Source organism: Lactobacillus sp. B4005 (assembly GCF_026536045.1).
GTDB lineage: Bacteria > Bacillota > Bacilli > Lactobacillales > Lactobacillaceae > Lactobacillus > Lactobacillus panisapium.
Genome location: NZ_JAFNOZ010000005.1, coordinates 89163 through 115401, shown reverse-complemented (window position 1 = coordinate 115401; position 26239 = coordinate 89163). Strand labels below are relative to the sequence as shown.

The following is a 26239-nucleotide window of genomic DNA, read 5'->3' as shown; positions in this document are numbered from 1 at the left end:
CTCGTAAACGCCGCTGTTTTATTTTGCCAGATCTTTGTCCTCTTGTCAAGAACTTTTTTCTGACCCCGCTGTTGCTTTTTTTACAACAGCGTTTATTATCTTACTAAACTAGCTCTTCTTTGTCAACTAGTTTTTTCGGATTTTTTTACTTGAGCAGTTAACTCACGCTAGCTCTCTCAAGCACAGATAATACTTTACTCTTTTTGCTATAACACGTCAAATCTTAGATTTTGTTCGTTATTTACTAATTAGAAAAGTAAAATTAGTTTTGTCTAATGGCCATTATTACCTATTTTTTCTGATTTTTGACTACTTATTGGGCTAATTATTCGTAATTTGCCTTTTTTGAGCGCAACAGTTTGCGTAAAAAGATGGAAATTTTTTTGAAGAAAACAAAAAAATCCCGTAAAAAGGGATTTTATTTCTTAGATTAAGCTTTCTTCTTTGGTAATCTTGGTCATTCCATTCATGTAAGGAACAAGTGCTTCAGGAACAGTAACAGTTCCATCTTCATTTTGGTAATTTTCCAAAATAGCGGCAACTGTCCGTCCTACAGCCAGCCCAGAACCATTTAGCGTGTGCGCCAAGTGTAATTTACCGTCTTCATCACGGTAACGGATTTGTGCACGACGAGCTTGGAAGTCAGTACAATTTGAGCAACTAGAAATTTCACGGTACTTATCTTGAGCTGGCATCCATACTTCCAAATCATAAGTCTTTGCACTTGTAAAACTGGCATCCCCAGTTGACAAAGCAACTACATGGTATGGCAAGTTGAGTTTTTGTAATAAGTGTTCTGCATTCTTAGTCAGTTTTTCTAATTCGTCCCATGAGTCTTCTGGTTTGCAGACCTTAACCATTTCCACTTTTCTAAACTCATGCATTCTAATTAGACCCCGGGTATCACGGCCTGCTGATCCAGCCTCACTTCTAAATGCTGGTGACAGTGCAGTTACATTAATTGGCAGTCTGTCTTCGTGAATAATTTCGTCACGGAAGTAGTTAACAAGTGGTACTTCGGCTGTTGGAATCAAAGTTAAGTCTAGTGGCTTATCTGGATCATCATTATCGACAATTGTATAAACATCCTCACGGAACTTAGGGAATTGACCTGTTCCTTGCATTGATTCGTCATTAACTAGGTATGGTGGTATTACTTCGGTATAACCTTCCTTAGTATTTTCGTCTAAGAAGAAGTTAAAAACTGCTCTTTCAAGCAAAGCTCCTGCACCTTTATAGTAAACAAAACGTGCACCAGAAACTTTAGCACCACGATCCCAATCTAAAATATCTAAGTCAGTACCGATATCCCAGTGAGCCTTTGGCTTAAAGTCTAACTTGGTTGGCTCATGCCATTTACGGATTTCTTCATTATAGCTTTCATCTGGTCCAATTGGATCTGAATCATCTGGGAAGTTAGGCAATCTGAGTAAAATGTAATTTTGTTTTTCAGTTAGCTTCTCGACTTTTTCGTCTAATTCTTTAATTTCCTGTCCAACTTGCCGCATTTCAGCAATTGCATTTGATGCGTCTTCCTTATTTCTTTTAGCTTCAGCAATATCTTTTGAAACCTTGTTCCGCTTAGCCTTCAATTGTTCACTACGACTTAAGCCGTCTCTGCGCTCGGCATCAATTTTGACTAATTCATCAAGTTCTTCGGGCTTAATGCCACGTCTACCTAATTTATCCTTAGCCCAATCAAGATTCTCACGAATCACTTTAATATCTAGCATCTTTTTACCTCCATCAAAAAAGCCAATTCATCCCTCAAATTGGGACGAATTGGCTCTACATGGCTTCGCGGTACCACCCAGTTTCAGTCATTAGCATGACTGCACTTCATTAAGTTGGCGATAACGGTGCCGCAAACCGTGTAACTATTAATTACCCACATTAATGGAATCTGGAAACGACCTCTGTCCACTTTCACCACTACGTGCACTCTCTAAAACAGTCTTAGGATTCCGTGTTTGGATATTATTTTAAGCCATTCTCTTGTTTTTAGCAAATACTATTTCTACTTATATGAAATATTTTGAAAGAGCAAATCATCTATTACCTTTTTTAGCTTATAATACTGATTATCAGGAGGCCAAAATGAAAATTACTAATCTACCTAAAAAGACTTGGCAAAAAATATATGATTTCCAGATTCTTTTTTGTTTACTTGCAGAAGTATTGCTGATGGTGAGCGGCTTGCACAATGCAACAAAGACGAAAAATCAGGTAACTGCTATTATTTTACTTGTGCTTTTTTTAGCACTGACAGTTTATGTTCAAAAAATGAAGGTTAAAGATAAATTTACTTACGAGTTTACGCGGTGGCTAAACCTACTTTTTGGCCCCGGCATCCTTTGCACTTTTTGGCTTAAAATCGGCAACTTACTTTTAGTGCATTTGCCCCAAATTGAAATTATTTGGGTACTACTATTATGGGCAGTGTTGCTTGGTTTGCTACTACCAATTGCCATGGTTTACGCCGCCCAAATTAAGAACTGGTTCTTAAGGCTGCTGATTGTTTTCTTATTAAATATCCAGTATGGACTGGTCAACACGTTAAAAGTCTCCAGAAGTCTCAAAATTATGCATTCACTTACGGGACAAGGAGTAATTGCAGCCATTAGCCTATTTATCTTGGCATGTTTTCTAGGAAAAGCTTGGGGTTTCAGGTTTAATCCCAACTTGAAATTTATCAAAAGCCAAAACTTCCAGCAAGTAACTTTTATTTTACTCATTCTTTTTACATTATTAGACTTGTTTTACAACTGCTTTAACGCTTATTCCAAAGATATTTGGACCGTCTTTTTTAGATATGATTTTAATAATCTGAAATTTTCCTTACCTAATTTAACATGTGCAATCGAACCGGGTATCCTAGAGGAAACTGTACGTTATCTAAACATCATCATCCTGCTAGCAGGTTTTAACCACTTGCCAAAATGGCGGGTTCCAATTGCCATTTATGGTTCCACACTCCTTTTTGGACTTGCCCATCTTGGAAATGTTGGCTGGCACGGTGCAACCCTTTCGGCCACTATTATGCAAGCAATTGGTGTGACCGGTTGTGGCTTTTTATGGGCTGTTCTTTATCTTTATACGGGAAAGCTTTGGCCAGCAATTGTTGCTCACTTCATATCAGACTTCGTCGCTAATATGCTTACTGGTTGGAATTCTTCAGGATGGCACTGGCATGGTTATGCGACAGATTACATTTACACTATCTTGATCGTTGGCGTTCCACTTCTGTTTTCAATTTGGATGATGTTCGGCAAAGCTAGACAAGTAATGGAAGAAAATGCCGATCGAATAATGAATGTGAACTAGTTTGATTTTAATAAAAAAAGTCTGGGAAAAATTCTCAGGCTTTTTTATTTCAAGATAAATCGTCAAATTACCAATTACAAAATAAATTCGGTTAACTCTAAAACGAGTGGAACAACAATTACAAATAAGACCGTTGAAGTAGTAACAACATTAGTTGCATATTGAACGTCTCCGTGAGATTCACCGACTAAAATCGGTAAAACGGCTAATGCTGGCGTAGCAGATTGAACTACTAAAGTTTCCTTTGCAAGGTTCGGTAATGCTGGGCCCCAATTAGCACCAAAGACAATCAAAATAATCATCAGCGCTGGTACTAAAATGAACCTTCCAAGTAGCGCCCAAATTGTATCACGGTCTAAGTGAATTGATTTCAAACCAGCATCGGCTAAAATAATTCCGATATAAATTAGTGACATTGGTGTAACAATTCCGCCCACCATGCTTAGCACGGTTGTAATCCATCCCGGAATCGGCACTTCAACTAATAAACATATTAAAGCAATTAGGAAACCTACTAATGGAGCAGGCAACAATTTCTTCCAATTAAATTTCTGCTGTTTCTGTTTTTGCACAGTTGGATCATCACTTGAGATGAAGAAGACCCCAATTGCCCAAGTAGAAACTGTATTTAACACATAATAAATCAGGAAGTAAGGCATACTTTTTTGCCCAAATAAAGCAATGTTTAATGGTAAGCCAATAAAAATCGTATTGGCATTAGTAATAGCATTGATGAAAGTCCCGCGTCTTCCTTTGCGGATACGAAGAACTTTACACAATAGCCAAGCAAACAAATAGCTAAGGGCGAAACAAATGATGGCATAAACGAGGCCGCCAGTTAAACCAAACAATTTATCGCGGGTCAAATATTTCAACACGGAAACAAAAATTGAAGCTGGTAAAGCAATATTCATGATTAAATATGAAATATTGCCTTTAAACTGATCTCCTAGTTTTCCACTGCTGCGTAGCCAGTAGCCTAACGCAATGACCAATAACAGTTCAACAACACTAGTTAAAGAAGTAATAAAGGCTTGCATTGATCCTCACTCCTATTCATTTTTATATTCCGGCGCCCAGCGCAAAGCTTCAACAGCTTGCTTACCGTCGTCATATTCGTTTTGGTTGAGGTGATCCTTAATTGCTTGGCTAGCCACGGCATGTGCAACTGTTTGCGAAAAGATATTGAGCTTTTCAACTGGTGGTAGAACAGCAGCTCCCGGCTTAGTTGAATCAACGATTCCACCTAATGAGTGAGCAGCCACACTAATCATTTCATCGCTCAAGACTCTAGCATTAACTGCTAAAGCACCAAGTCCAAGTCCTGGATAAACTAAGGCATTGTTTGCTTGACCAATTTCATACTTAACACCTTGATAATTAACCGGATCAGCTGGAATTCCCGTAGCAACTAACGCCTTGCCCTTGGTCCATTCGATTAAATCTTGCGCTTTTGCTTCCGCCAATTGCGTTGGGTTGGATAATGGAAAAATAATTGGCCGTTCAGTGTGCTCCGCCATTTCGGTCACAATATCTTGAGTGAAGGCGCCAGAACGAGTAGATGTTCCAACTAAGATGTCGGGATGAACCGCTTGAACTACACTCTTCAGATCCTTTAACTGATCCGCATTGGTAAATTCTGACCGCTTTCTGACAAAAGGCTTTTGCGCTGGCGTCAAATCAGGTGTATCGTCAAACAATAATCCCTGCTTATCAACTAAGTAGAAATGCTGCCGGGCCTCTTCAGGCTTTAAGCCCGCTTGCAACATTTCAGAATATACTTGTTCAACAATGCCAGTACCGGCGGTACCGGCTCCGAAGCAGACATACTTTTGCTCAGTCAATTTTTGCCCACTAATCTTTAATGCTCCTAAAATTCCGGCTAACACAATAATTCCAGTACCTTGAATATCGTCATTAAACGTCAAAATATGATCACGGTACTTTTTCAGGATATTGTCTGCGTTATCACGGCCGAAATCTTCAAAGTGCAAATACAATCCTGGGAAAAGCTTTTCAACACACTGAACAAATTGATCTACAAACTGGTAATATTTATCGCCATTAACCCGACTATGTTTATTACCCAGGTAAAGATCATCTTTGAGTAATTTTTCGTTATTAGTACCGACATCGAGTACAACTGGCAAAACGCAAGCCGGATCCACACCGGCTGCGGCCGTATAAACCATCAATTTACCAACAGAGATATCAACTCCCTGAGTTCCCCAGTCGCCAATTCCGAGAATCTCTTCACCGTCAGTAACTACAATCAATTTAATATCGCGACCATCTGCAGCATTTTTTAAACTGGCTTCCATTTGATCAGGTTTATCGATTGAAAGGAAAGCGGCATTTTGCGGATTAACAAACAGGTGACTGTAATTTTCAATTGTTTCCGCAATTGTCGGATCATAAACAATTGGCATGAATTCGGTCACATGTTCACTAAAGATTTTAAAAAATAGCACCCGGTTGGTATTAAAAATAGTCATTAAAAAAATGCGTTTTTCTAAGTTAGTTGACTTTTCTTGGTACTGCAAATAGACTTCACGTACCTGGCTTTCAAGCGATTGCTCTTGTGGCGGCAACATCCCTTCTAAATGATATTGCTTACGTTGCTCTTCGGTAAAAGCTGTGCCATGATTCAAAAAAGGATCATTTAACCGATCTTGTCCTGTCTTTTCCATAATTCCACTCTCCAATCTAGACGAAATTTTTCTTTGGTTATTAACACTTTTAGCTTATTCCCATTATAGTGATAGTTCAAATAATTGAGCTTACCAATAAAATCACTTGACTTATTCATATTTTTGCTTAACTGATTTTGATAAAAAAGAAAATAATATTTTAAGTACAAAAAAAGACTAAGAAATCAATTTTCCTAGTCTCTTCTAGTTTAAGTTAATCCAATCCGCCCGTTTAAGCAGATAATATTTTTCTTCATATGAAAATAAGTTGCTGATTTTACTCAAATCAACGGCATATATAAATTTGAAACCTAAATTTCGCAATAATCTTTGCGAGCGTTCATTATCGGTAAAAGTACCGGCCCAGATCTGCTCTTGCTTTAACTTGCTAAAAGCAAAATTAAACAACAAAGTTAAGGCCTCCGTCATGTAGCCATGACCTGAAAACTCTTTATCTAATAAGAAGCCGACTTCCTTAGAGGTAAGTAGTTCGGCTTCATTAGTTCCGCGGTCATATAGTTCAACTAGGCCAATTAGTTTATGCGTTTTTTCCAAGCAGACCCCATAACTATACTTTCTAGCTGCATATTGGCCAGCTGCAATTTCGGCCTGAGTCAGATTTTGGTAGTGATCAAAACCTGCTAACTGGTGATAGTACTGATCTTGGCCCCATTTTAAAAGTGTCGTTGCATCTTCAGCCTTAAATGGTCGCAAATAGATTCGTGCAGTCATTATTTGCCAACTACCTTAAGAAGCCAGTCCATTCCAAACATTAGGGCAAAGCTGTAGGCGGCAATTGTCCATGGCTTACCCAAAATGATAATCCAAAAGTAGGTCCAGAATTTCATATCGGTTAACCCGGCTAGCAGGCAAAGAACGTCATCAGGTGCCATTGGCGCAACAATACAGATTGCAAAAAACCAGTTAAATTTATTTTGGTTTTTGGTCCACTTCATATACTTATCGAGCGTTTTTTCCGAAACAATGTGCAGGATAAATGGTCGTCCATAAAAACGCGCAAGGAAAAAGTTGATGATTGAGCCAATGCAAACTCCGACATAGTTGTAGATAAACCCGGCTAATGGACCGAAGAAAATTACTCCGCCCAACAAAGAGACACCACCCGGAATAATTGGGATGACTACTTGGATAATTTGAATTAAGACAAAAATCACCGGCCCGATGATGCGCTTATCAGCCAAATATGCCTTCATCTTCGCTTGACTAGTAAAAATCCCTAAGCGGTACCAATAAATACACAATAGAATAATAATAATCCCGCTGACAACGGTCAAGATATTGATTAATCTTCGACTAGCTTTAGCTGAAAGATGCATAACTTACCTCCAATATTAGGCTAATTTTACCAAAAAATTCACTCAGATGATTACTTTTTTAGCTCTTCAGCACAATAATTATAATAACTTAAATATTTTAAAATTAATTATAGAAAAGGTAATTAAAAGATAGCAATTTATCATTCCAAGTTAAGTAACTAAAAATAAGGTACCAAGAAGGTAACTGTTTTTCAAAACATAAACACTTTTGCCTTTTAAAGTATAATAAATTCAAGAACGAATTGGAGGTTAGCAATGACGACTATTATTAATGATGTTTTTTATGATGAAAAAAAGCAGTTGGCAACCGATATTTATTTACCCGAGAAGACGAATGCGGAAACTAAAATCCTGTTATTCTGGCACGGTGGTGGTTGGTTTCGCGGTGATAAAAGTAACCTGAAGGATTACTGCACCCAAATTACGGAGCAGAATTTTATTGTGTTTGCGCCCAATTATTCACTAGCGCCCAAATATATTTTTCCAGCCGCTCATAATGACAGTGTTACTTTTGTAAATTGGCTGCTTAACAGTTCGTATGGGGAAAATAGAACTAACGCAATTACCCAATTAGGTGCAAGCAGTGGCGGCGTAATGGCACTATTTTTAGCGGGTAAATACGGTTTCCCAACTGTAACTTGGTCTGCACCTGTTTCTTTTTCTTCTTGGATGAAAAACCACCAAGATGTTCGTCCATCTCAGCAAGCAAATTTTGAATTTGGCATAACTGATTTAAAGCAAATTAATGATGCCTTTTACAAATATTTTACCCTTACCTACACGGGCACGGATAAGCAGGAGACTTTGAAAAAATTAGACGCACAATCCTATGATTACGACAATCTAGGGCGTTTATTAATGCTTAACTCCACTAACGAGTTATCGCCAACCGACTACTTACTTGATTTTATTAGTCAACTAGCTAAAGCCGATCATAGCGTTGACCTCAAACTAATTGCCGGCAAGCGCCATGCCATGTCCTATGCTAGCGACTATCTGGCCGAGTCCATTTCTTACCTTGCTAAAAAACCTGTTAAGTAAGTTACTTATAAATAATTAGTAAAGGTAACCAGAAAAACCCCACTTTTTGATGAAAACGGTTTATAATAGTTGTTATAAATTTTACTGCAATTAGTTGCAGTACATAAGGAGATAACAAGATGGCTAAATATCAATCAATTAATCCGTACACTAACGAAACCTTTGCCAGTTACGACAATCCGACCGCTAGCCAAATTGAAGACTCAATCAACTTAGCACATGCACTTTACCAAAAATGGCGTCATGAAGAGCCAGAAAGTCGGTGCAAGACATTACATCAAATTGCGACAGCCTTTCGTGAACATGAACAAGAAATGGCAGAAATCATGACCCGTGAAATGGGTAAAATGATTGGTGAATCAAAGGGTGAAGTTGAACTTTGTGCTTCAATCTGTGATTACTACGCCGATCATGGTCCTGAAATGCTTAAGCCTCAACCGATCGAGTCCAAGCTGGGCAAGGCCTATTACCTTAAGCAAGCTACTGGCGTAATCATGGCATGTGAACCATGGAATTTCCCACTTTATCAAGTAATTCGCGTGTTTGCCCCTAACTTTATCGTTGGAAATCCGATTTTATTAAAGCACGCCCACAATGTTCCTGGATCAGCAGCCATGACCGCCAAGATTATTAAGCAAGCTGGTGCACCAGAGGGCAGCTTAATCAACCTCTACCCAAGTTATGACCAACTTGATGACATTATCGCTGATCCACGAGTTCAAGGAGTTGCCTTAACTGGCTCCGAACGGGGCGGTTCATCCGTTGCTGAAAATGCTGGTAAGAATCTAAAGAAATCAACGATGGAATTAGGCGGAAACGATGCGTTTATTGTTTTGGATGATGCTGACCCACAAGTCTTAAAGAAGGCCTTGAGTACCGCGCGAACATACAACGACGGACAAGTCTGCACGTCTTCTAAGAGAATCATTGCAGTTAAAACCCGTTACGACGAAGTTTTACATGAATTAAAGAATTCTTTTGCTGCACTGAAGCCAGGTGACCCGCTTGATCCAGCTACTACTTTGCCACCAATGAATTCTGCTAACGCTAAAGACAAGTTAACTAAGCAAGTTGATGAAGCAGTTAAAGCAGGTGCCAAGGTCTTTTACCAATATCCAGAAATTGATTCTGCTGGTGCCTTTTTCCGGCCAATTATTTTAACTAATGTTGACAAGCAAAACCCAGCTTATGATCAAGAATTTTTCGGCCCAGTTGCAATTGTGTATGAAGTCGAAGATGAAGATGAAGCCATAGCTTTGGCAAACGACTCAAGTTATGGTTTAGGCTCATCAGTTATCAGCGCCGACGTAAAGCATGCACAAGAAGTAGCTGCTCAGATTGAAACAGGCATGACCGTTATTAACGGCACCTGGATCAGTTCAGGCGAATTGCCATTCGGCGGAATTAAAAAATCCGGCTATGGTCGTGAGCTAAGTGATCTTGGCATGATGGCTTTTGTCAATGAGCACCTAGTAATCAGTATGCCAACCGAATAATTTAACTAGTAATAAAAAAGGCTAGACGAGATGCGTCTTGCCTTTTTATTGTCCCTAATTTTTATTTTTAAATAAGTTGTAGCCAAGTAAAATCGTCATCATCACACTAGATAAAATCAAGAAGTAAGTCGATGCTCCGATTGAAACTGCGTATAAGAGCAGCTGGCTAGTAATATTCTTTAAAATACCCGTATTTGATAATGCACTGTTTGACATGCGGTAGATTAAATAGACGAGAAATACTGTTTCAATTAACGATAAGACAAAGGAAATCTGGCGTCCCTTAGCCGTATCTTTCAACGTATTATAGGTAATAATCAGCGGAAAGAGCAGAATTAGTAGCCAAATCACACAGACAATTACCCCAGAAAGCATGGTTTCGCTAGATGAGAATAACCGACCGGCCAAGCCAAATGCCACCCTAGTAATCGACATTTTGCCACTATACGAAATATCAGTTACTGATGCACCTGAACCCGTGAATAAGACAACCAGGTTAATAACTGCCATCAAAATTACAAGCAGCTGCACATAATTAAAATGCTTTTTAACCGTTGCGACCTCTTCTTCCACACGTTGCTCGCCTTTGGTTGACCTCTTCCTGGACTTGACCTTTTGTTTTGAATCTTCAACATTATTAAACAAGTTAGAGCCGATTTGATTAACTTTTTCTGTCAGTCGCTCATCTACCGTGTAACGCTCAATGTCAGCAGTTCGGACGCAAACAGCATACAGCCAAACTAGCAAGGCAAAAAAGCAGATCCAACCAATACTTCGCGAAAAACTCATTATTAGCAACAATGCAATTCCCAGCAAAAAGACAATCATACTATTAAGATGCATCCATTGCAGCATTTTCTTAATCGTTAAGTTTTGCTTTTTAGGATAAAACTCTTGCCGGTATGCCTCACGACTGGCAATTTTCTTCGCAGTATTTTTATTTTCATAATTGGCGGTCTGGTGCTGATCCGTAAAGAACGTATCACGATATTTTTGTAAATTAAACTGACAGTTAGGACAAACTTTGTCATTATCAGTAATTGACCGGCCACAATTTGGACAAGTAGTCATAAGAAACTCCCTTTGCTCAGATATTTATTTAATATGTTAATCATAAAACAAAAAGCACAATAAAGAAAACTTCTTTATCGTACTTTTTTATCTTTACTATTAAACGGCGCTCGTCTAATGGTTTTGCAATTGTTCAATTTCAGCTGTTAATTGCTTGATTTTTGTAACTGAAGCTTCTGGGGCAAGCATTAACTGGTCGCGCTGAAACTTTAATAATTCAAGATTATTGTCATTACTAGCTGATGATTGCTTGCTAGCCGCCACTTTAGTAGATAGCCGTTGATGATTAATCGTCCATTTTGGTAACCCTAACTGCTCAATAAATGATTGATCATGCGAAACGATAATCAGTGCGTAAGGATAAGCGGCAATAAAGTCCACGAGAGCAGCAAGGGCTTCTAGGTCAAGAAAATTAGTAGGCTCATCCAGTAGCAGCAAGTTATATTTGCCCGTCAATATTCGCGCCAAATTAAAACAAACTAACTGACCACCAGATAAGTTTTTAACTTTTTGATGCCGTATCTGCCATAAGTGAAGATCACCCAGAACTTGCATAGTAGCACTGGTAGCAAAAATGCTGCTTTTCATAATCGCTTCGAGCACCGTTTGGTCTGATTGCAGCTTAATGATATTTTGCGTAAAATAGCCTATCTGCAGCTGGGGATGGTAAAAGCCGGTTAGCTTACGCTTAAATAGCTCTTTTAGAAAAATTGATTTACCCACACCGTTGGCACCTGTTAGGATAAGCTTATTTTGGTAGGTCAAATTCACTTCTTGTTCAATTGTAAAAAGTAATTTGTGGTATGCCTCTACTTTTTGCGGATTGAGTCTTAAAGCCTTGCTTTTAGGTGCAATTGCTTCATTCTTCATCTGGGCAGCACCGTTTTTTAAGGTGATTTGTTTACGAACAACTGGCCTAGTTAGCGTTTTTGCTTCTTTTTCAATTCGCCTTGATAAATTTTTGGTTGCACGAGCCACATTATTAGCGGCTTTTACTTTTCCTAGCGACTTTGAACGCCAGTCAGAACTGCTAATGTGCTTTTTCGGATGGCTAAAGGAATCAGCTTGTTTAGCATGCCGTTTAAAACTAGCTTTTAATTGGTTAAGATGCTTTTCCTGCCCGTTATATTCTAATTGCATACGTGCAGCCTGCTTTTCCTGCGCTCGTTTAAATTCTGAGTAAGTTCCCTTAAAAGTGATTACACGCTGGTCCTTAACACACCAAATTGTGTCACAAACTTGATTTAGAAAATGCTGATCGTGACTAATAATTAAACACGAACTTTTTAGACCACGAATTAAGTTAATCAGCCATTTTTGCTGCTCAAAATCTAAGTTTGAAGTCGGCTCGTCCAATAAGAGCAATGCTTTTGGTGCGTTTCTTAATTGTGCAATTGCCCTACTAATGGCTAACTTTTCACGCTGACCACCACTTTTATCTTGCGCATTTAAGAGCTGCGGAACATAAGCCCAATTACAGAGTCTTGTTATTGATCCCGTAGCTTTAATTAGCTCAGATGGGTTATTTATATCAGCAATTAGCTTCATCAAAGTGGTTTTACCAACCCCATTATTCCCGATCAAGCCTATCTTTTGCTTTGAATTAATTCCAAGACTAGCAATTTCAAATAATTTTTTTGCTGCCACATTTACTGTTAAGTGATTGATTTTTATTAATTCCAATTTTTACCTCGGTAATAGATTAACTGATCTGATTGATGCCAGTTTCAGTTTTCATTGGACTACCCTCCTAGATATTAATAACGATCGTTAAACTAGTAGGTGCCACTATTAGCGTTTGATAAAAAAAGTCATCAATGCTAATTTGCGTTACCTATTAACAACTATTCTTGACATGACTCTTTCCTCCATTAGATTAATTTTTTCATTTATTACTTAATTGTATTTCATTATTTATCTAATTGCAAAACTGCCATATTATCAAGTACAGCCTGGGTTTTAAAGGTAAACAAAAAAAGACTGACCCCTCAATTTGAAAAATCAATCTTTCTGTTTCAGGTTATTTAGCCTTTTACTCGTCTACTCTTCTTTTTCCAATGAACACCTTCATAAGTCAGCTTAACTGCTGCAGATAAGGTAATTGGCATGATGAAGACGAGAATAATCAAACCAATAATTACTGCTAATGCAACCTCAATCAAAGTTGGAATTCCTGATGGAATTAAGGCTGCAAAAGTACCGCCTAGAATAATTGCGGCTGAAACAACAACTGTTCCGATAATACCACAAGCTTTAAGCATTCTTTCACTTGGCTTATTACCTTCAATTGCACGGTAACGTGTCATGAGGAAGATACTGTAGTCAACTCCGAGGGCAATTAACATAATGAAACCAAAGAATGGCGTATTCCAAGTTAATAAGTCCTTGCCCATTGTAGCTTTTACAACCCATTCAGTAATTGATAATGAGCAGAAGTAAGCAATGAGAAGCGTGCCCAGAATATAAACTGGTTGCAGCAATGAACGAGTGACAAAGATTAACGCAATGCCAATTCCGATCAACATAATTGCAGCTGTTCTAATAAAGTCTTTATTAGCAATATCCTTAATATCGGCAATGTTGGAACTTTCACCACCCATGGCAATCGTTGCTTTACCTAATCGACTTCCTTGCAATGACTTCTTAGCCATTGAACTAAGCTCCTGCGCTTTTTCAGTTGCTTCAGTTCCGCTCGGGTTTGAATTAAAGACAATCATAATCATTGCTGATTTTTTATCTGGACTAAGGTAGTTATCAACTGAAGTCTGGAAAGTATCATTTTTGATAAATTCCTTCGGAATGTAAAAACTATCTGCTGCAGATGAGCTAGCAAGACCCGTTAAGTAAGCTGCTCCTTGGCCTAAGCCGCTGTTAACTTCATCAACACCTGAAGTTAATTTAGGCGTTCCTGTTGCAAGTTGACCTGCACCGGTATTTAACTGACCAACACTTGAATTTAGTTGACCAATACTGGAGCTAAACTGGCCTACACTTGAATTTAATTTACCAAGATTTGAATTTAGTTGACCGACACCACCGTTTAATGTGGTAGCACCTGAATTCAATTGACCAGATGCAGAGGCTAATCTGCCTACACCTGATTGCAATTGACCCATTTGGCCCGAGACGTTTGGCATAGAAGCCGAAACTTGCGACCATGATTTTTCAAGAGCTGCGCCAGCTGCTTGCATGGCGGCCATCTTTTGTTGTGGCGTTAATCCGGGAACTCTATTAATGCTTTGTGCCAGATTAGCCTTATAGCTCTTTTCAAGTGCAGCTTTAGTATTTGATTGTGCGGCTGCAATTCCTTGAGAACCTGCAGATAGCTGCGAATTTAATTGGTTTAAGCCGCTAGTCATCTGAGCAGTGCCGCTTTGTAAACGGCCGGAGCCGCTTTGCAATTGACCAGCACCACTTTGTAATTGGCTAGTGCCACTTTGTAACTGGTTAGCTCCGCTCTGAAGTTTACCTGTTCCATCCTGTAATTGACTAGTACCGTCGGCTAATTGGCTTGCACCATTAGCTAACTTCTTACTTGCTTTACTTAGTTTACCTAGACCAGCACGCGCCTGGTCAACCCCTTGATTAACAGTGTTCAATTGATTTTTAACATAAAGCTGATCAATTTCTTCACCGTAAGGTTGGGTGACAGAAGTTACTAGTGAGACATCCCCTGAGGACTTTAATTGTCTCGTTAGTTGATCGATTAAGCGCAAGTCCGCTTCGTTATCAAGACGATGATTACTCTTGATATACAAAGTAGAAGGCTCAGCCATACCAGCTGAGAAGTGCTTTTGAACTACACGCATCCCTGCTTTTGCTGGCTCTGCGTTATCAATTTCGTCGGTATCATCATAATTTAAATGACCTGAGTACATCAAAGCAAATGGAGTTACCACAACAGCAAGAACAATTAAGTAAATAATTGGGTGTGCTAGTGTTCCCTTAGAAATACCATGCCATAGTTTATCTTCTTGTTCACCAGTAAATTTCTTAACTGGCCAGAACATTTTTTCACCTAAAACAGCCATAAAGAATGGGTTCAAGGTTAACAAAACAATTAATAAGATTGCTACACCAACTGCTACACCAACTGCTGATTGGTAAATGGAGAAGTTAGCTAAGCTTAGGGCTGAAAATCCAATCAGGATAGATGAGCCCGAATATAGAATGGTTTTCCCAGCAACTTTGAGGGAGCTTTTCATCGCTTCATAGCGATCCATTCCCTTACCCAAATCTTCTTTAAACTTATCATACAAAAGAATATTGTAGTCCGTACCAATTCCGAACAAAACAATAATCATGAAGACCTGCGTAAAGTTTGAAAATGGGAAGTTTTGGAACTTCACTAAGTTAGTAACAATTGAAAAGGCGGTAATGAAAGACACCCCAACTGTTAATAACGAAATCAGTGGCACAATTGGTGACTTAAATACAATCACTAATACGATAAAGATAAAGATGACAGTGATAACCTCTGTTTTCTTTATCCCTTCTTGGATTGAATTTGAAAAGGAATTCTGTAAAACATCGGCTCCCGTAACATAAGTCCGAATTCCCGTTGTTTTAACAGCTTTATTCAGCTCTTGTTCAACATCATTGACCGGACCATGCTTTTTCGCAACATTAAGCTGCAAAATCCAGGCTTTGTCGTCCTTGGACTGCAATTGCTTTTTCGTTGCGATATTATCATCCGGTGCCATGACCATCTTAATACCGTACTTGCTCTTGTTTTCTTTTAATTGGTCAATCGTTTCATTGATTGCGTTTTTATCATCTGCGGTTAATTTGCCTTTTTCCTTGTTGAAGACAACTGCTATTTGATAAGTGTCCTTTTGCTTAGGTCCCCAATCATTTTGAATTGACTTAGCGACCTCGCTTTGAACATCTTGCGGCAAGGAAATGTTTGAGTGCTCACGCGTTAATCCGGTAACATCTGGCAAAGCCACAACAGAAATAATTAAAATTAAAATCCATGCAATGAATGAAAAAATATGGTTCTTTAATAGTTTTTGCACTCTGCTTTTCCTCTCTATTCTTAATTAAATACCTTTTGGCTGAACTAATTTGAGAATCAAATCATGGTAACCTTGATCGGCCTCTTTACTAGTTTCATTCTCAAAAGATGCTGATACATCTAGAAAAACATATCCTAACACAGCACCGATTAAAGAATGAAGTGAAACAGTACTGTCACTTCTTAAATTCAATTTATCGGCCAATGCGATTACATTCATGATTTCCTTAGTGATAGCATCTTCGGGTTTATACTCATTCAGGTGATAAAGAATACTAAAAAGTGCGGGGTCATTCAAAATAAAATTACGTACAATATCCGCAAATCTCAGTAAAGCTTCCTCTCCTGCAATGCCCATCAGATTTTCAACCAGCTTTTTACTTAATATCTTAATCCTGCTTGCACCAACAAGTGATAATAATTGCTTACGACCTGAAACATAGTGATAGAGTGACTGTGAACGAACGCCTAACTCTTTAGCTAGGTTCGGCAGAGTAGTCGCAGAAAGTCCTTTTTGACCAATCAGCTCCGTCGCCTTCGCAATCACCTTATCAAGATCGAGGCTTCTCTTTTTAACCAAATTCACCCCTCCTTATAACAGCATATTGAACAATATAGCACTACAGTTTGAAGATTACAATCTACAAAGTGTAAATTATTATTATTTTTTTGCTAAAAGTTAGGTGAAGGCCTGTAATGCAAGACTTTTTTGGACATAAAAAAATCCAAAAACTTGGATTAATTAGTTTATTTTACTTAAAAAAGCCGTTAACTGTTTTACCTAAATTACTAAAACTGCGGTCAGAACTAGCCCATGCGCTCACACAGTATGCGTGGCCGTGACTTTGCACAAGTGCAACGTTTGCTCTGCTATCACCAATAGCATAAATAGTTGCACCGTTAGTTTGTGCCACAATCTTGGGCTTTTTACCAGTTAGACTAAGTGAACCCAGCGCCATATTGGCATATTGCCGGTTCAAAGTTTTGTTTTGGTACAAATTGTTCATCACTGCAGCTAAGTCAGCAGCCGTTGTTGTGGCCACCGGGCCAGCCGAATAATGCTCACCGAATTTGGTGTTAGTCGCACCCATTTTATGCGCTACTTCATTGATTTTAGCGGGCTTAACTTTTCTTGTTAAAGCATTCCCAGCAGTCTTATTTTTACGCATTAAAGTCTGTTTTAAAAAGGTAACGCCATATGCAATTCCGGGTTTAAGCATTTTTTCGCCCTTAGCGCGATCCGCTTTTTTTACCTTAATCGCAGTATGGTCACTCAGTTTACCATGTTGCTCCTGATAGTAAATAGCCGCAAGCAAAAAGAGGTTACCCGTAGCACCAACTTCATGTGCTTTTGCAGTATTTGATACCCGCGCAAATTTACCTGAATTCAAGTCTTGAACACTAACTTGATAGCTTTGATCTTTTCCCATCACCTTTTCAATTTGCTTTGACCAATCCTGATTACTGCCAGAAGCAATTTTAATGTGATTGGGATATTCAACTGCTGCCATTTTCGGTTCATGGACAGTTTTACCCTTAGACTTATTGGTGGTATTTTTTTGATTTACAATTTGAACTTGCGAATTTTCTACTCGCTTAATGTTAACCGAATACAACATAAATGCTAGTAATGTTGTTATTAAAGAGCCGATGAGGACTTTATTTTTCATTTTTTTGCCTCAATTTAGAAGAAATGATGTCGTTTCATTAATACAATCAACCAGACCATTAAAAGAATCGTGATCAACATGATTGCAATCCAATCAGACGAATTATGACTTACTGGTAAGCTAACATTCATCCCGTAAAAACCCGTTAGAATGGTCGGAATAGTCAAAACTAGTGACCACACCGTGAGGAATTTCATCGTGTCATTTAGGTTATTGTTCATCATGTTATTGGATGTTGCCGAGAGAGTTTGCGTTACTTGTTGCGAAATCTTAACCATTTCTGCTGACTGATTCGATTCAATTAAAACATCGTCCAGCCGCTCGCGTGCCGGCTTAGTGAAATCCAATTCCGACAATTTTAAACTGTGCAGCATCATTAAATTGGTTTGAATTGAACTGGATAAGTAGACCAAACTTTTTTCAATACTTGATAATTCAACTAAATCTTTATTATCAATGTCATCTGATAATTTTTGATCAAGCGTATTCCGCTGTACATCTAACTGTGTAACTGCTCGCTGAAAGTATTGCGATAAAAATAACAGAAATTTCATCAATAATTCCGTTACATCTTGTGCCGTCGACAATTCACGTCTCATTGCTAAATCATTGAATTCATCAAAAACGTAACTGGTTGATTCAGTGTGAAAAGTAAAGATATTCTCACCCGAGACCAAAAAAGTAACCGGATGTGATGTAAAGTGCTTAATTGTTTTAGTAGGCCAAATTGGTACATCATAAACCATCAAGTGGATATGCGTATGGGTATCGTAATCATAGTGCGGGCGCTCATGACGGTCAGAAATGTAAGAAATCATATCAGGCGTAAAATTAAACTCGTCCTGTAATGTATTACTGTCATCTTCACTTAGATTACTAATGTCAAACCACCGATACTTGGTTGCCACCGGAAATTTCTGTTCTTTAATCATTTTCTTCACCCCTAGGTTGATGAATTAATAGACGCAAAAAGTCATATTAATGTTCTTTTATTTTACCATTCATGTGAAAAACGATAAATAAAAAAACAGGTGTAAAAACCTGCTTTTTATTTCTGTCAATTAATGATTATTGTTTCCAAGCTGCATCAAACTTGGTCTTTCCAGTATTAATAGCCTTGTTCACATTTCTATTTTTCTGAGCCGCAGAAAGAATTGATTGCATAATTGGCGTCAATTGGCTAAAAGTGGCACTTGAGTCCTTAATAACCGGAACACTGTAAAGTGAATTAGTTGACCAGATTGTCTCTAATTTTGCTGGCAATTTAAACTGCTTAATTGACTTGTATTCCGTAGACTTAGTTGCATCCTCATTAACAGGAATATAGCCCGTCTTTTTGGCCCACTTAATCTGACTTTGCTTCGAGGACAGGAACTTCATGAACTTAAAGGCCGCAGCTTTTTGCATTGCACTTGCCCGATTGAACATGTAAATATCGGTTCCCTGCTGCATCGTATACTTGCTTGGACGTGCCGCAACTTCATAGGTAAAACCCTTTCTTGCCGCCTGCTTAATCCAAGTTTCTGTTGAAGACGAGGTCACAAACATCGCTAACTTGTTATTTGTGAATGGAATGTATAAGTACTTATCAGACCCAGCCATTCTGAAGTAGCCTGCTTTTTCACCAGCTACATAATAATTAAGCACTTTTTTGGAAGCCTTGCCGGTAAAATCAATCTTACTAGAAAAATCTTGGCCCTCGTTCTTCATGCCCAACACGTAGTAGTTATCAAGATCATCAAAGCCGGCACCGGCTACCTGATGATTACTCTTCTGGTAAATTGTTTGCGCAGCCTGTTTTAATTCTGCCATTGTAGTTGGTACTTTGGTTACACCGTACTTTTTAAGCATTGCAGGATTATAAATCAAGACTTCAGTTGATTTATTAAACGGAATACCGTATTGCTTGCCGTTAATTTTAGCGCCATTAAGCATATCAGCTTTAATTCCTGAAGCAGCTGAACTCCCCCAACCAACATCATGGTTATTAATGTAAGGAGTTAAATTGACCAACATGTTATTTTTAGCGGCACTTTCAAGCCAACCAGGATAAGCTTGGGTAATTGTAGGCAGGTTCTTCGGTGATTGCATCGTTGAATTCAGTTTTGCCTGTAAATCATCGTAATTTCCTTGTTGTTCCAACTTGATTTTAATATTAGAATTCTTGGCTTCAAACTCTTTTGCAAGACTCTTTAATGTATCGGCTTGAGCTCCCTGCATTCCGTGCCAGAAGACCACCGTGGTTTTCTTTGTTACCTTAGGAATCTTATTCGATGTTGATGTTGAAGATGAATTATTGTTTGAGCAAGCAGCAGTTCCTACTAAAGCCAAACCGGCCACAGCAATTGCAGCTAGCTTCTTACCAAATTTCATTTTTTCTATTTTTCCTCCAAAATACTGGTTTAACCAACAATAAATAGTTGATCATTTTATTCTTATTTATTGTATAGCATGAAAAGTAAGATTACAATAAAAATTAGCTGAAAAATTCGGTTTTATTTCGTTTATTTATTATTTTAGTAAAAATAGTTCGGCTTTAGATCAATTTGACTAAAATTAGCCGTATTTTGTTCTAGTTCCTTACTTTGATAAACAAAAAAGGATTTATCGCCTACGACAAATCCTTTTTAAGTAATCTTGCTATTTAGTTTTTATTGTTTCCAAGCAGCATCAAATTTTGCTTTGCCTGAATTAATTGCACTATTCACATTTTGCTTCTTCTGGGCAGCAGCTAAAATATTTTGCATAATTGGATTAAGTTGACCATATGCAGCACCAGCATCCTTAACAACTGGAACACTGTAAAGGTTCTTCATTGCATCTTCTAACTTAGCTGGAAGCTTAATCTTCTTAGTATCCTTGTATTCAGCTGAATCAGCGGCAGCATTGTTAACTGGAATGTAGCCAGTTGCGTTAGCCCACTTAAGTTGACTAGATTTTGAAACTAAAAACTTAATGTAAGTAAATGCAGCTGCTTTTTGGTCTGCAGAAGCATGGTTAAACATGTAAATGTCTGTACCTTGTGACATTGTGTATTTGCCAGGACGAGGAGCAACATCATAAGTAAACTTGTTGCCAACGCCTTGCTTAACGAAACCTTCACCAGCTGAAGTACCAATAAACATTGCCACCTTTTGGTTAGCAAATGGTCCTGAAAGATAGTGTTCTGAACCAGCTACTCTAAAGTAACCGGCCTTAATACCGTCAGCATAGTAATTAATCACTTTCTTCGAAGTAGCACCAGCAAAGTCAATCTTGCTTGAGAAGTTGACACCTTCGTTTTTCATTCCCAAAGTGTAGTAATTTGATAATGAATCAAAGCCAGCACCAACAACTTTGTGATTACTCTTCTTGTAAATTGTTTCAGCATCCTCCTTCAATTCAGCCATTGTTGTAGGAGCCTTCTTAATACCATACTTCTTGAATATATCAGCATTATAAGTCAAAGTTTCAATCGACTTGTTAAATGGAATACCGTATTGTGTACCTTCAATCTTGGCACCATCTAAAAGGGCAGTTTTAATATCAGAAGCTTTACTACTTCCCCAGCCCACTTCTTTGCTGTTAATGTATGGTGTCATGTTGACAAGCATTTTGTTCTTGGCTGCTGTGTAAAGCCAGTCAGGATATGCCTGCGTGATGGTTGGCAAGTTGCTTGGCGACTGTAAAGTTGAATTAATCTTTGCCTGCAAGTCAGGGTATGCACCTTGATTTTCCAATTTGACCTTGATCTTTGGATTATCCTTTTCGAATTCCTTGGTCAATTCCTTTAAGGTTTCTTGCTGAACGCCTGGCATACCATGCCAAAATACAATAGTCGTATTCTTTTTCACCTTGGTAATCTTAGCTGAACTACTAGACGATGATGATGAAGAACTATTTCCACCATTCGAACAAGCAGCAGTACCTACCAGTGTCAAACCAACAGCAAATGCTGCAGCAAGCTTCTTACTAAACTTCATTTGGTAAACCTCCCAAAAATAAAAACTAAACAACAATTTTTTGATTAACTAAAGCGTGATTGTTTCATTACGCTTCGGTAAAATCCGTTCTCCGAATGGGTTCTCTTCCAGCTCCGGATGCAATGTGTGCACCGGAATCAATTTTGCTGGTTGAACCTCTTTAATAATTTCTTTGAGTTCCATTTCGTCTGCATGACCGGAACAACGCAAGTCTTTGAACTCAATTTCATTATGGGCTAAATCTTGCAAGAAAGGCTTATATGCCGGATCAAAATCACCTAACGGTTCAGCGTTAGAGTGAATATAGATTCCGCCTTTTTGCAAATTGGCATAATTCCCAACTGCTTGCCAGAGGTATTCATGATCATCATTTAACAGTTCATCATATGAAACTGCTAATTCCGGTTTCAGATCTGTGAATATTTTATCCCCTGGCAAGTAGTAGTAGGGGTAATCCTGCTCAATACTTTCCTTAAGCAAATGTGCCCGCTGCGCATATAAAACAACCTGACGCGGCGAATCAGCGATAATGCGTAATAGCCGTTCAACATTAGTTGGGTAAGTATTAAAAGTAATCTGCTTATGTGGGTTATCTTGTTGCAATTGAACAATTTCAGCAGTCAATTCACGCTCATTTTTGGGACCAGTAAATTCTTCGCTACTTGCAGCACTTTTTTCTTCCGGCCAAGAAACTCCTGTACCTTCAATAATCAGTGCATCACAGTTTTTGGCGGCAGCTAAGTAGGCGTGTACCCAATCAGGATGATACCCGTGCAACCTGATATCTCCTGTGTAAGCTATTCGCTTATCCGGGGTGGTAATAATCAATCCCGTTGCCCCATAAGCATCATGGTCACTAGGCCATATTTCCAACGTAATGTCACCGACTTGGATTGGCTGTTGATATTTAGCAGCAATGATTGGTCTTACATAGCTTGAAGAATGGCCAGAGGCTGGCAAAAGGAAATCGCCATGTTCATTTAGTGCCGGCATCATCTGTGCCGTAATTGGCCCAGCATAAAGTGGAATTTCTGGCGCCAAAAAATTCATTGCCTTACTGTGGTCAAGATGTAAATGTGACATATATGCTGCCGCATGTTCCCAGCGCTCATGGTCAATTGGTTTACCCGTAATTGCAGGATCGTAAAAATTGGGAACATCCCCAATCAGTTGATGCTTGACCAATGTTTCATATTTTTCATCAGGTAAAGCAAGTTCAGGACGATAGACTTCGCCGAGGTCAAATAACACATGAGAGCGGCGGTAAGCCACTTCAATCATTGGTCCGCCAATTGTTGTCAGACCGTTATAAAAGGTAATTGTGGTCTTAGCCTTTGAGTTCATTACGAACTACCCCCTTAATAATTTGCTTTCTAAAGATAAAGTACAAAATTAAGATTGGAACAACCGTTAAGGTTGCCGCAGCCAATTGCAATTGGGTTTCACTACCTGCATCAGAGGCAAAAGCTGAAAGACCATTGTTAAGAAGACGCATTGTATCTTCGTTAGTCACAAGTAGTGGCCACAAGAAGGAATTCCAGCCTGAGATAAAGCTCAAAAGTCCTACAGTGAAAAGACCGCTTTTAGACATTGGCACCAAAATCTTCCAAATGTAGTCCCAATCACTTGCACCATCAATCATGGCAGCTTTATAAATTGTTTCCGAAATGGAACCAAAGTAGCTTTGTAAATAATACATATAAAAGATGGACGTTAAGAATGGTAAAACCAGGCCAATATAGGTATTAAGTAGACCCATATGTGCAATCGTATTGTAATTGGTAAAGATAATTGCTTCACCGGGAACCATCAATAAGGAGAGCATTATCATCTGAACAACGCCCTTCCCCTTAAAGCGTAAGTTAACCATCGCAAACGCTCCAAGCAGCGAATTGAATAAGCTGACCAGCGTAGTAATTGAGGCGGTTAAGACCGTATTGAAAAAGTATCTGGCAAATGGCGCCCGAGCGAAGACTTTCGCATAATTGCCCCATTCGAAATGATGCGGAATGAGCGTTGGCGGAATTGAGGTTGTTTCCTGAAAATTCATTAGTCCGCCCAAAATCATGTAGATAAATGGAAAAACCGTAATGAAGGCAAAGATGAACAAAATAATGTAACTGAATATGACTCCTAAGCGAATTCGTTTCATTTAATTTTCTCCTATCTTCTTCATCATTTTGCGTTGCAAGAAAGTAGCAAATAAAATAATCAGGAATAAGATCACTGTTGCGGCCATGGCCACTCCTGGAGTACCAACGGTTTGAAACTTATTGTAAATATAAAAGACTGCCGTCGTACCGGAATTACCGACTCCAGCTTGCCCGTTAAACAGCGCATACACTGACGTGTAGATTTTAAATGCCCCAATAATATTCATCGTTAGTAAAAAGGCAATCGTTGGCACTAATTCCGGCATTGTAATCTTCCAGAACTTATCCTTACCACTAGCCCCATACATATCTGCAATCGTATAAAAATTAGGGTCAATATTTCTGAGTGCACCCATCAAGATCACAATATTGAAAGCCAGCGATGACCAGATACCAAAAATGATAATCGTGGTCAGTGACATTGCTGGGTCATCAATCCAATCAGGTGCTGGCAAATGGAGACTTCTTAATAAGAAATTCAACATGCCATAATCACCGTTAAAAATGTAACGGAAGACAATCCCAATCGCGATAGTTGAAGTAACATATGGCATAAAGAAGGTTGTTTCAAACAACGACTTATGCTTAACTTTGTCAAAAATAATCCAGGCAAGCATAATCGAAATTGCTAACCCGACCGGAACGGAAATTATTGCATATAACAAAGTATTCTTAATTGCCAACCAGAATTCTGGATCATTAAAAATATACTTATAGTTGTTAAATCCCGTCCAAGTCAAATCAATGAGTGACCCGCTTTGGAAACTCATGCCAAAAGCCCGCAAGATAGGATAGATACTAAACAAAGTGACAAAAATGATTGTTGGCGCTAAAAAAAGCCACGCTTTTTTCTGATTAGTTTTCATTAGTAAACCCGCTCTCCATCAGGTGTAAATAGAAATACTCGGTCCAATTTCATCGTCAGATTAACTTGATCCCCATGCTTGATTGGTACTTCCAAGTCAATCAATGACCGTGCTTGAACGTTGTCATAAGTAAATTTCAATACTCGTTCGCGTCCGATTAGTTCTATATCATCAACTGTTGCGTGCAAGAAACCATCTGGTGCAAGAACAACATTTTCTGGTCGAACCGATAAGGTGTATTCCCCATCAGGTAGTTCCCGTTTAAATCGTGCTTGTTTTAAATCAGCTAATTGAATAGTAAAGTCGTTAGCTTTTAATTCGTTTTCAGTTTTAGTTACCTTAAAGTTATCAATTACCGGATTGCCAACAAAGTTAGCTACGAAGTAATTATTTGGCTCCAAGTAAAAGTTTTGGCCTAAATCATCTTGTTGGATAATGCCGTCATTAAATAAAATGATTTTATCACCAATTGATAACGCTTCTTCTTGATCGTGAGTAACAAACAATGTTGTAATTCCCACTGATTTAACTAGAGCGCGAATCTCTTCTCGAATTTTCAAGCGTAATCTTGCATCAAGGTTACTTAAAGGCTCATCCATTAATAAAATTTTGGGTTCTTGAACTAACGCTCTGGCAATCGCAACCCGTTGCTGTTGACCACCTGATAAGTTGCCTGGCTTTTGATCAGCCAATTCTGTAATTTGCGTCAGTTCCATATATTTTTGTGCGACCTTCTCGGCTTCCGCCTTAGGCTTTTTATTTTTCCCTACAATTAATGGAAACATTACGTTTTGCAAGACAGTCATATGAGGATACAATGCATAGTTTTGAAAAACGTAGCCAATATGTCGATCTTTAGGTTCGACATTCACCACTGACTTACCATCAAAGAGAATTTCACCTGAAGTTGGGTTAAGCAGACCTGCCAGCATATTCAAAATTGTCGTCTTACCACAGCCAGAAGGGCCTAGAAGACAAACAAGATCCCCCTTTTTGACAGAAAAGCTGACATTCTTAATAGCTTCATGCCCATTATCGTAAACCTTTCTGAGATTTTTCACTTCAACGAATTTGTTGTTATCCATAAGTTCGCACCACTATATCTTGTATTAAATAATTTTTTGTCCCTCTAATTTTAAGATAAAAATCGCTTGAATACAACTTAATTTACTTAATAAAAATTCGGAGTTTAAGCTTAAAAGATCACTTTTTTTCTTAATTATTCGTATTTTAAGCTTGAATTACTAATTATCTGTTAGAAATCAGAATTAATGTTCTTATTTTGCAAACTGCAAAAAAGGCGTCATCAAACCACAAGACTTGCTCTTGCGAGTTTATTTGCCTCTTAAGATTTAATCCGAACATTCATTATTATTTTTATCTTTTTAGTTTAATCATGCAAAAATCTTGATTTCGTTATTTTATATATTCTTGTATATTTTATTTGCATTTTTATTTCTCGCATACAAAAACACATCCTTAAATTACACTTTAAGGATGTGTTAGTAAGAATATACTTGTTAGACAAGTACAAACTAATTATTCTATTACTTCATTAACAACCAATAACAGTACAAATTAAGCCGCTTGACTAAATATAAATGAAAACACA

The 26239-nt window shown here is 38.3% G+C and carries 20 protein-coding genes; 3 read left to right on the top strand and 17 right to left on the bottom strand.

The window, feature by feature from the left end; translation table 11 throughout:
- Positions 1 to 425: 425 nt before the first annotated feature.
- Positions 426 to 1733, bottom strand: a complete 1308-nt coding sequence (gene serS, locus J3U73_RS09235) for a serine--tRNA ligase (protein ID WP_103753126.1) — start codon at positions 1731 to 1733, stop codon at positions 426 to 428.
- A gap of 364 nt (positions 1734 to 2097) precedes the next feature.
- Between serS and J3U73_RS09230 the strand changes: the two genes are divergently transcribed.
- Positions 2098 to 3324 (top strand): CPBP family intramembrane glutamic endopeptidase, encoded by a 1227-nt coding sequence (locus J3U73_RS09230; RefSeq protein WP_267410252.1) that lies wholly within the window; start codon positions 2098 to 2100, stop codon positions 3322 to 3324.
- A gap of 74 nt (positions 3325 to 3398) precedes the next feature.
- Here J3U73_RS09230 and J3U73_RS09225 read toward each other — a convergent pair whose 3' ends face one another.
- From J3U73_RS09225 to J3U73_RS09210, 4 genes are all read right to left on the bottom strand, one after another.
- Positions 3399 to 4364: an AEC family transporter gene (locus J3U73_RS09225; RefSeq protein WP_103753128.1), complete on the bottom strand. Its 966-nt coding sequence runs from the start codon at positions 4362 to 4364 to the stop codon at positions 3399 to 3401.
- A 12-nt stretch (positions 4365 to 4376) separates the two neighbouring features.
- Positions 4377 to 6014, bottom strand: a complete 1638-nt coding sequence (locus J3U73_RS09220; RefSeq protein ID WP_267410250.1) for a malolactic enzyme — start codon at positions 6012 to 6014, stop codon at positions 4377 to 4379.
- Between the two features lie 204 nt (positions 6015 to 6218).
- Positions 6219 to 6746 carry a GNAT family N-acetyltransferase gene (locus J3U73_RS09215; protein ID WP_220269161.1) on the bottom strand — a complete coding sequence of 176 codons (528 nt, stop codon included), beginning with the start codon at positions 6744 to 6746 and terminating at the stop codon, positions 6219 to 6221.
- Positions 6746 to 7351 (bottom strand): TVP38/TMEM64 family protein, encoded by a 606-nt coding sequence (locus tag J3U73_RS09210; protein ID WP_103753131.1) that lies wholly within the window; start codon positions 7349 to 7351, stop codon positions 6746 to 6748. The genes J3U73_RS09215 and J3U73_RS09210 overlap by 1 nt, the downstream gene beginning before the upstream one ends.
- Before the next feature lie 255 nt (positions 7352 to 7606).
- Between J3U73_RS09210 and J3U73_RS09205 the strand changes: the two genes are divergently transcribed.
- Positions 7607 to 8392 carry an alpha/beta hydrolase gene (locus J3U73_RS09205; protein ID WP_267410249.1) on the top strand — a complete coding sequence of 262 codons (786 nt, stop codon included), beginning with the start codon at positions 7607 to 7609 and terminating at the stop codon, positions 8390 to 8392.
- Positions 8393 to 8511: 119 nt separating this feature from the next.
- Positions 8512 to 9888 carry an NAD-dependent succinate-semialdehyde dehydrogenase gene (locus J3U73_RS09200; RefSeq protein WP_220232753.1) on the top strand — a complete coding sequence of 459 codons (1377 nt, stop codon included), beginning with the start codon at positions 8512 to 8514 and terminating at the stop codon, positions 9886 to 9888.
- 54 nt (positions 9889 to 9942) lie between these two features.
- On the opposite strand, the gene J3U73_RS09195 is transcribed toward J3U73_RS09200, so the two are convergent.
- The 12 genes from J3U73_RS09195 to J3U73_RS09140 all read right to left on the bottom strand — a co-directional run bounded on the left by J3U73_RS09195 (position 9943) and on the right by J3U73_RS09140 (position 25712).
- Positions 9943 to 10959 (bottom strand): zinc ribbon domain-containing protein, encoded by a 1017-nt coding sequence (locus tag J3U73_RS09195; protein ID WP_103753134.1) that lies wholly within the window; start codon positions 10957 to 10959, stop codon positions 9943 to 9945.
- A 114-nt stretch (positions 10960 to 11073) separates the two neighbouring features.
- Complete coding sequence (locus tag J3U73_RS09190; protein ID WP_267410248.1) at positions 11074 to 12642, bottom strand: ATP-binding cassette domain-containing protein; 1569 nt, start codon at positions 12640 to 12642, stop codon at positions 11074 to 11076.
- Positions 12643 to 12983: 341 nt separating this feature from the next.
- The gene (locus J3U73_RS09185) at positions 12984 to 15977 is read right to left on the bottom strand and encodes an MMPL family transporter (RefSeq protein WP_220269156.1); all 2994 of its coding nucleotides are present in this window, start codon (positions 15975 to 15977) and stop codon (positions 12984 to 12986) included.
- 24 nt (positions 15978 to 16001) lie between these two features.
- Complete coding sequence (locus J3U73_RS09180; RefSeq protein WP_220269155.1) at positions 16002 to 16556, bottom strand: TetR/AcrR family transcriptional regulator; 555 nt, start codon at positions 16554 to 16556, stop codon at positions 16002 to 16004.
- A gap of 172 nt (positions 16557 to 16728) precedes the next feature.
- Positions 16729 to 17646 (bottom strand): serine hydrolase, encoded by a 918-nt coding sequence (locus tag J3U73_RS09175; RefSeq protein ID WP_267410247.1) that lies wholly within the window; start codon positions 17644 to 17646, stop codon positions 16729 to 16731.
- Positions 17647 to 17660: 14 nt separating this feature from the next.
- On the bottom strand, positions 17661 to 18578 hold the full coding sequence (locus J3U73_RS09170; protein ID WP_103753139.1) for a magnesium transporter CorA family protein: 918 nt from the start codon (positions 18576 to 18578) through the stop codon (positions 17661 to 17663).
- Between the two features lie 136 nt (positions 18579 to 18714).
- Entirely contained in the window at positions 18715 to 20019 is a 1305-nt protein-coding gene (locus tag J3U73_RS09165) for an extracellular solute-binding protein (RefSeq protein WP_267410246.1), read from the bottom strand.
- Positions 20020 to 20297: 278 nt separating this feature from the next.
- On the bottom strand, positions 20298 to 21608 hold the full coding sequence (locus J3U73_RS09160) for an extracellular solute-binding protein (RefSeq protein WP_267410245.1): 1311 nt from the start codon (positions 21606 to 21608) through the stop codon (positions 20298 to 20300).
- Positions 21609 to 21656: 48 nt separating this feature from the next.
- The gene (locus J3U73_RS09155) at positions 21657 to 22952 is read right to left on the bottom strand and encodes an MBL fold metallo-hydrolase (protein WP_267410244.1); all 1296 of its coding nucleotides are present in this window, start codon (positions 22950 to 22952) and stop codon (positions 21657 to 21659) included.
- Positions 22936 to 23760, bottom strand: coding sequence for a carbohydrate ABC transporter permease (locus J3U73_RS09150; protein ID WP_220269151.1), 825 nt, complete (start codon positions 23758 to 23760; stop codon positions 22936 to 22938). The genes J3U73_RS09155 and J3U73_RS09150 overlap by 17 nt, the downstream gene beginning before the upstream one ends.
- Positions 23761 to 24627 carry a carbohydrate ABC transporter permease gene (locus J3U73_RS09145; RefSeq protein WP_103753147.1) on the bottom strand — a complete coding sequence of 289 codons (867 nt, stop codon included), beginning with the start codon at positions 24625 to 24627 and terminating at the stop codon, positions 23761 to 23763.
- Positions 24627 to 25712 (bottom strand): ABC transporter ATP-binding protein, encoded by a 1086-nt coding sequence (locus J3U73_RS09140; RefSeq protein ID WP_220232746.1) that lies wholly within the window; start codon positions 25710 to 25712, stop codon positions 24627 to 24629. Before J3U73_RS09140 ends, J3U73_RS09145 begins: the two co-directional genes overlap by 1 nt.
- Between the last annotated feature and the right edge of the window lie 527 nt (positions 25713 to 26239).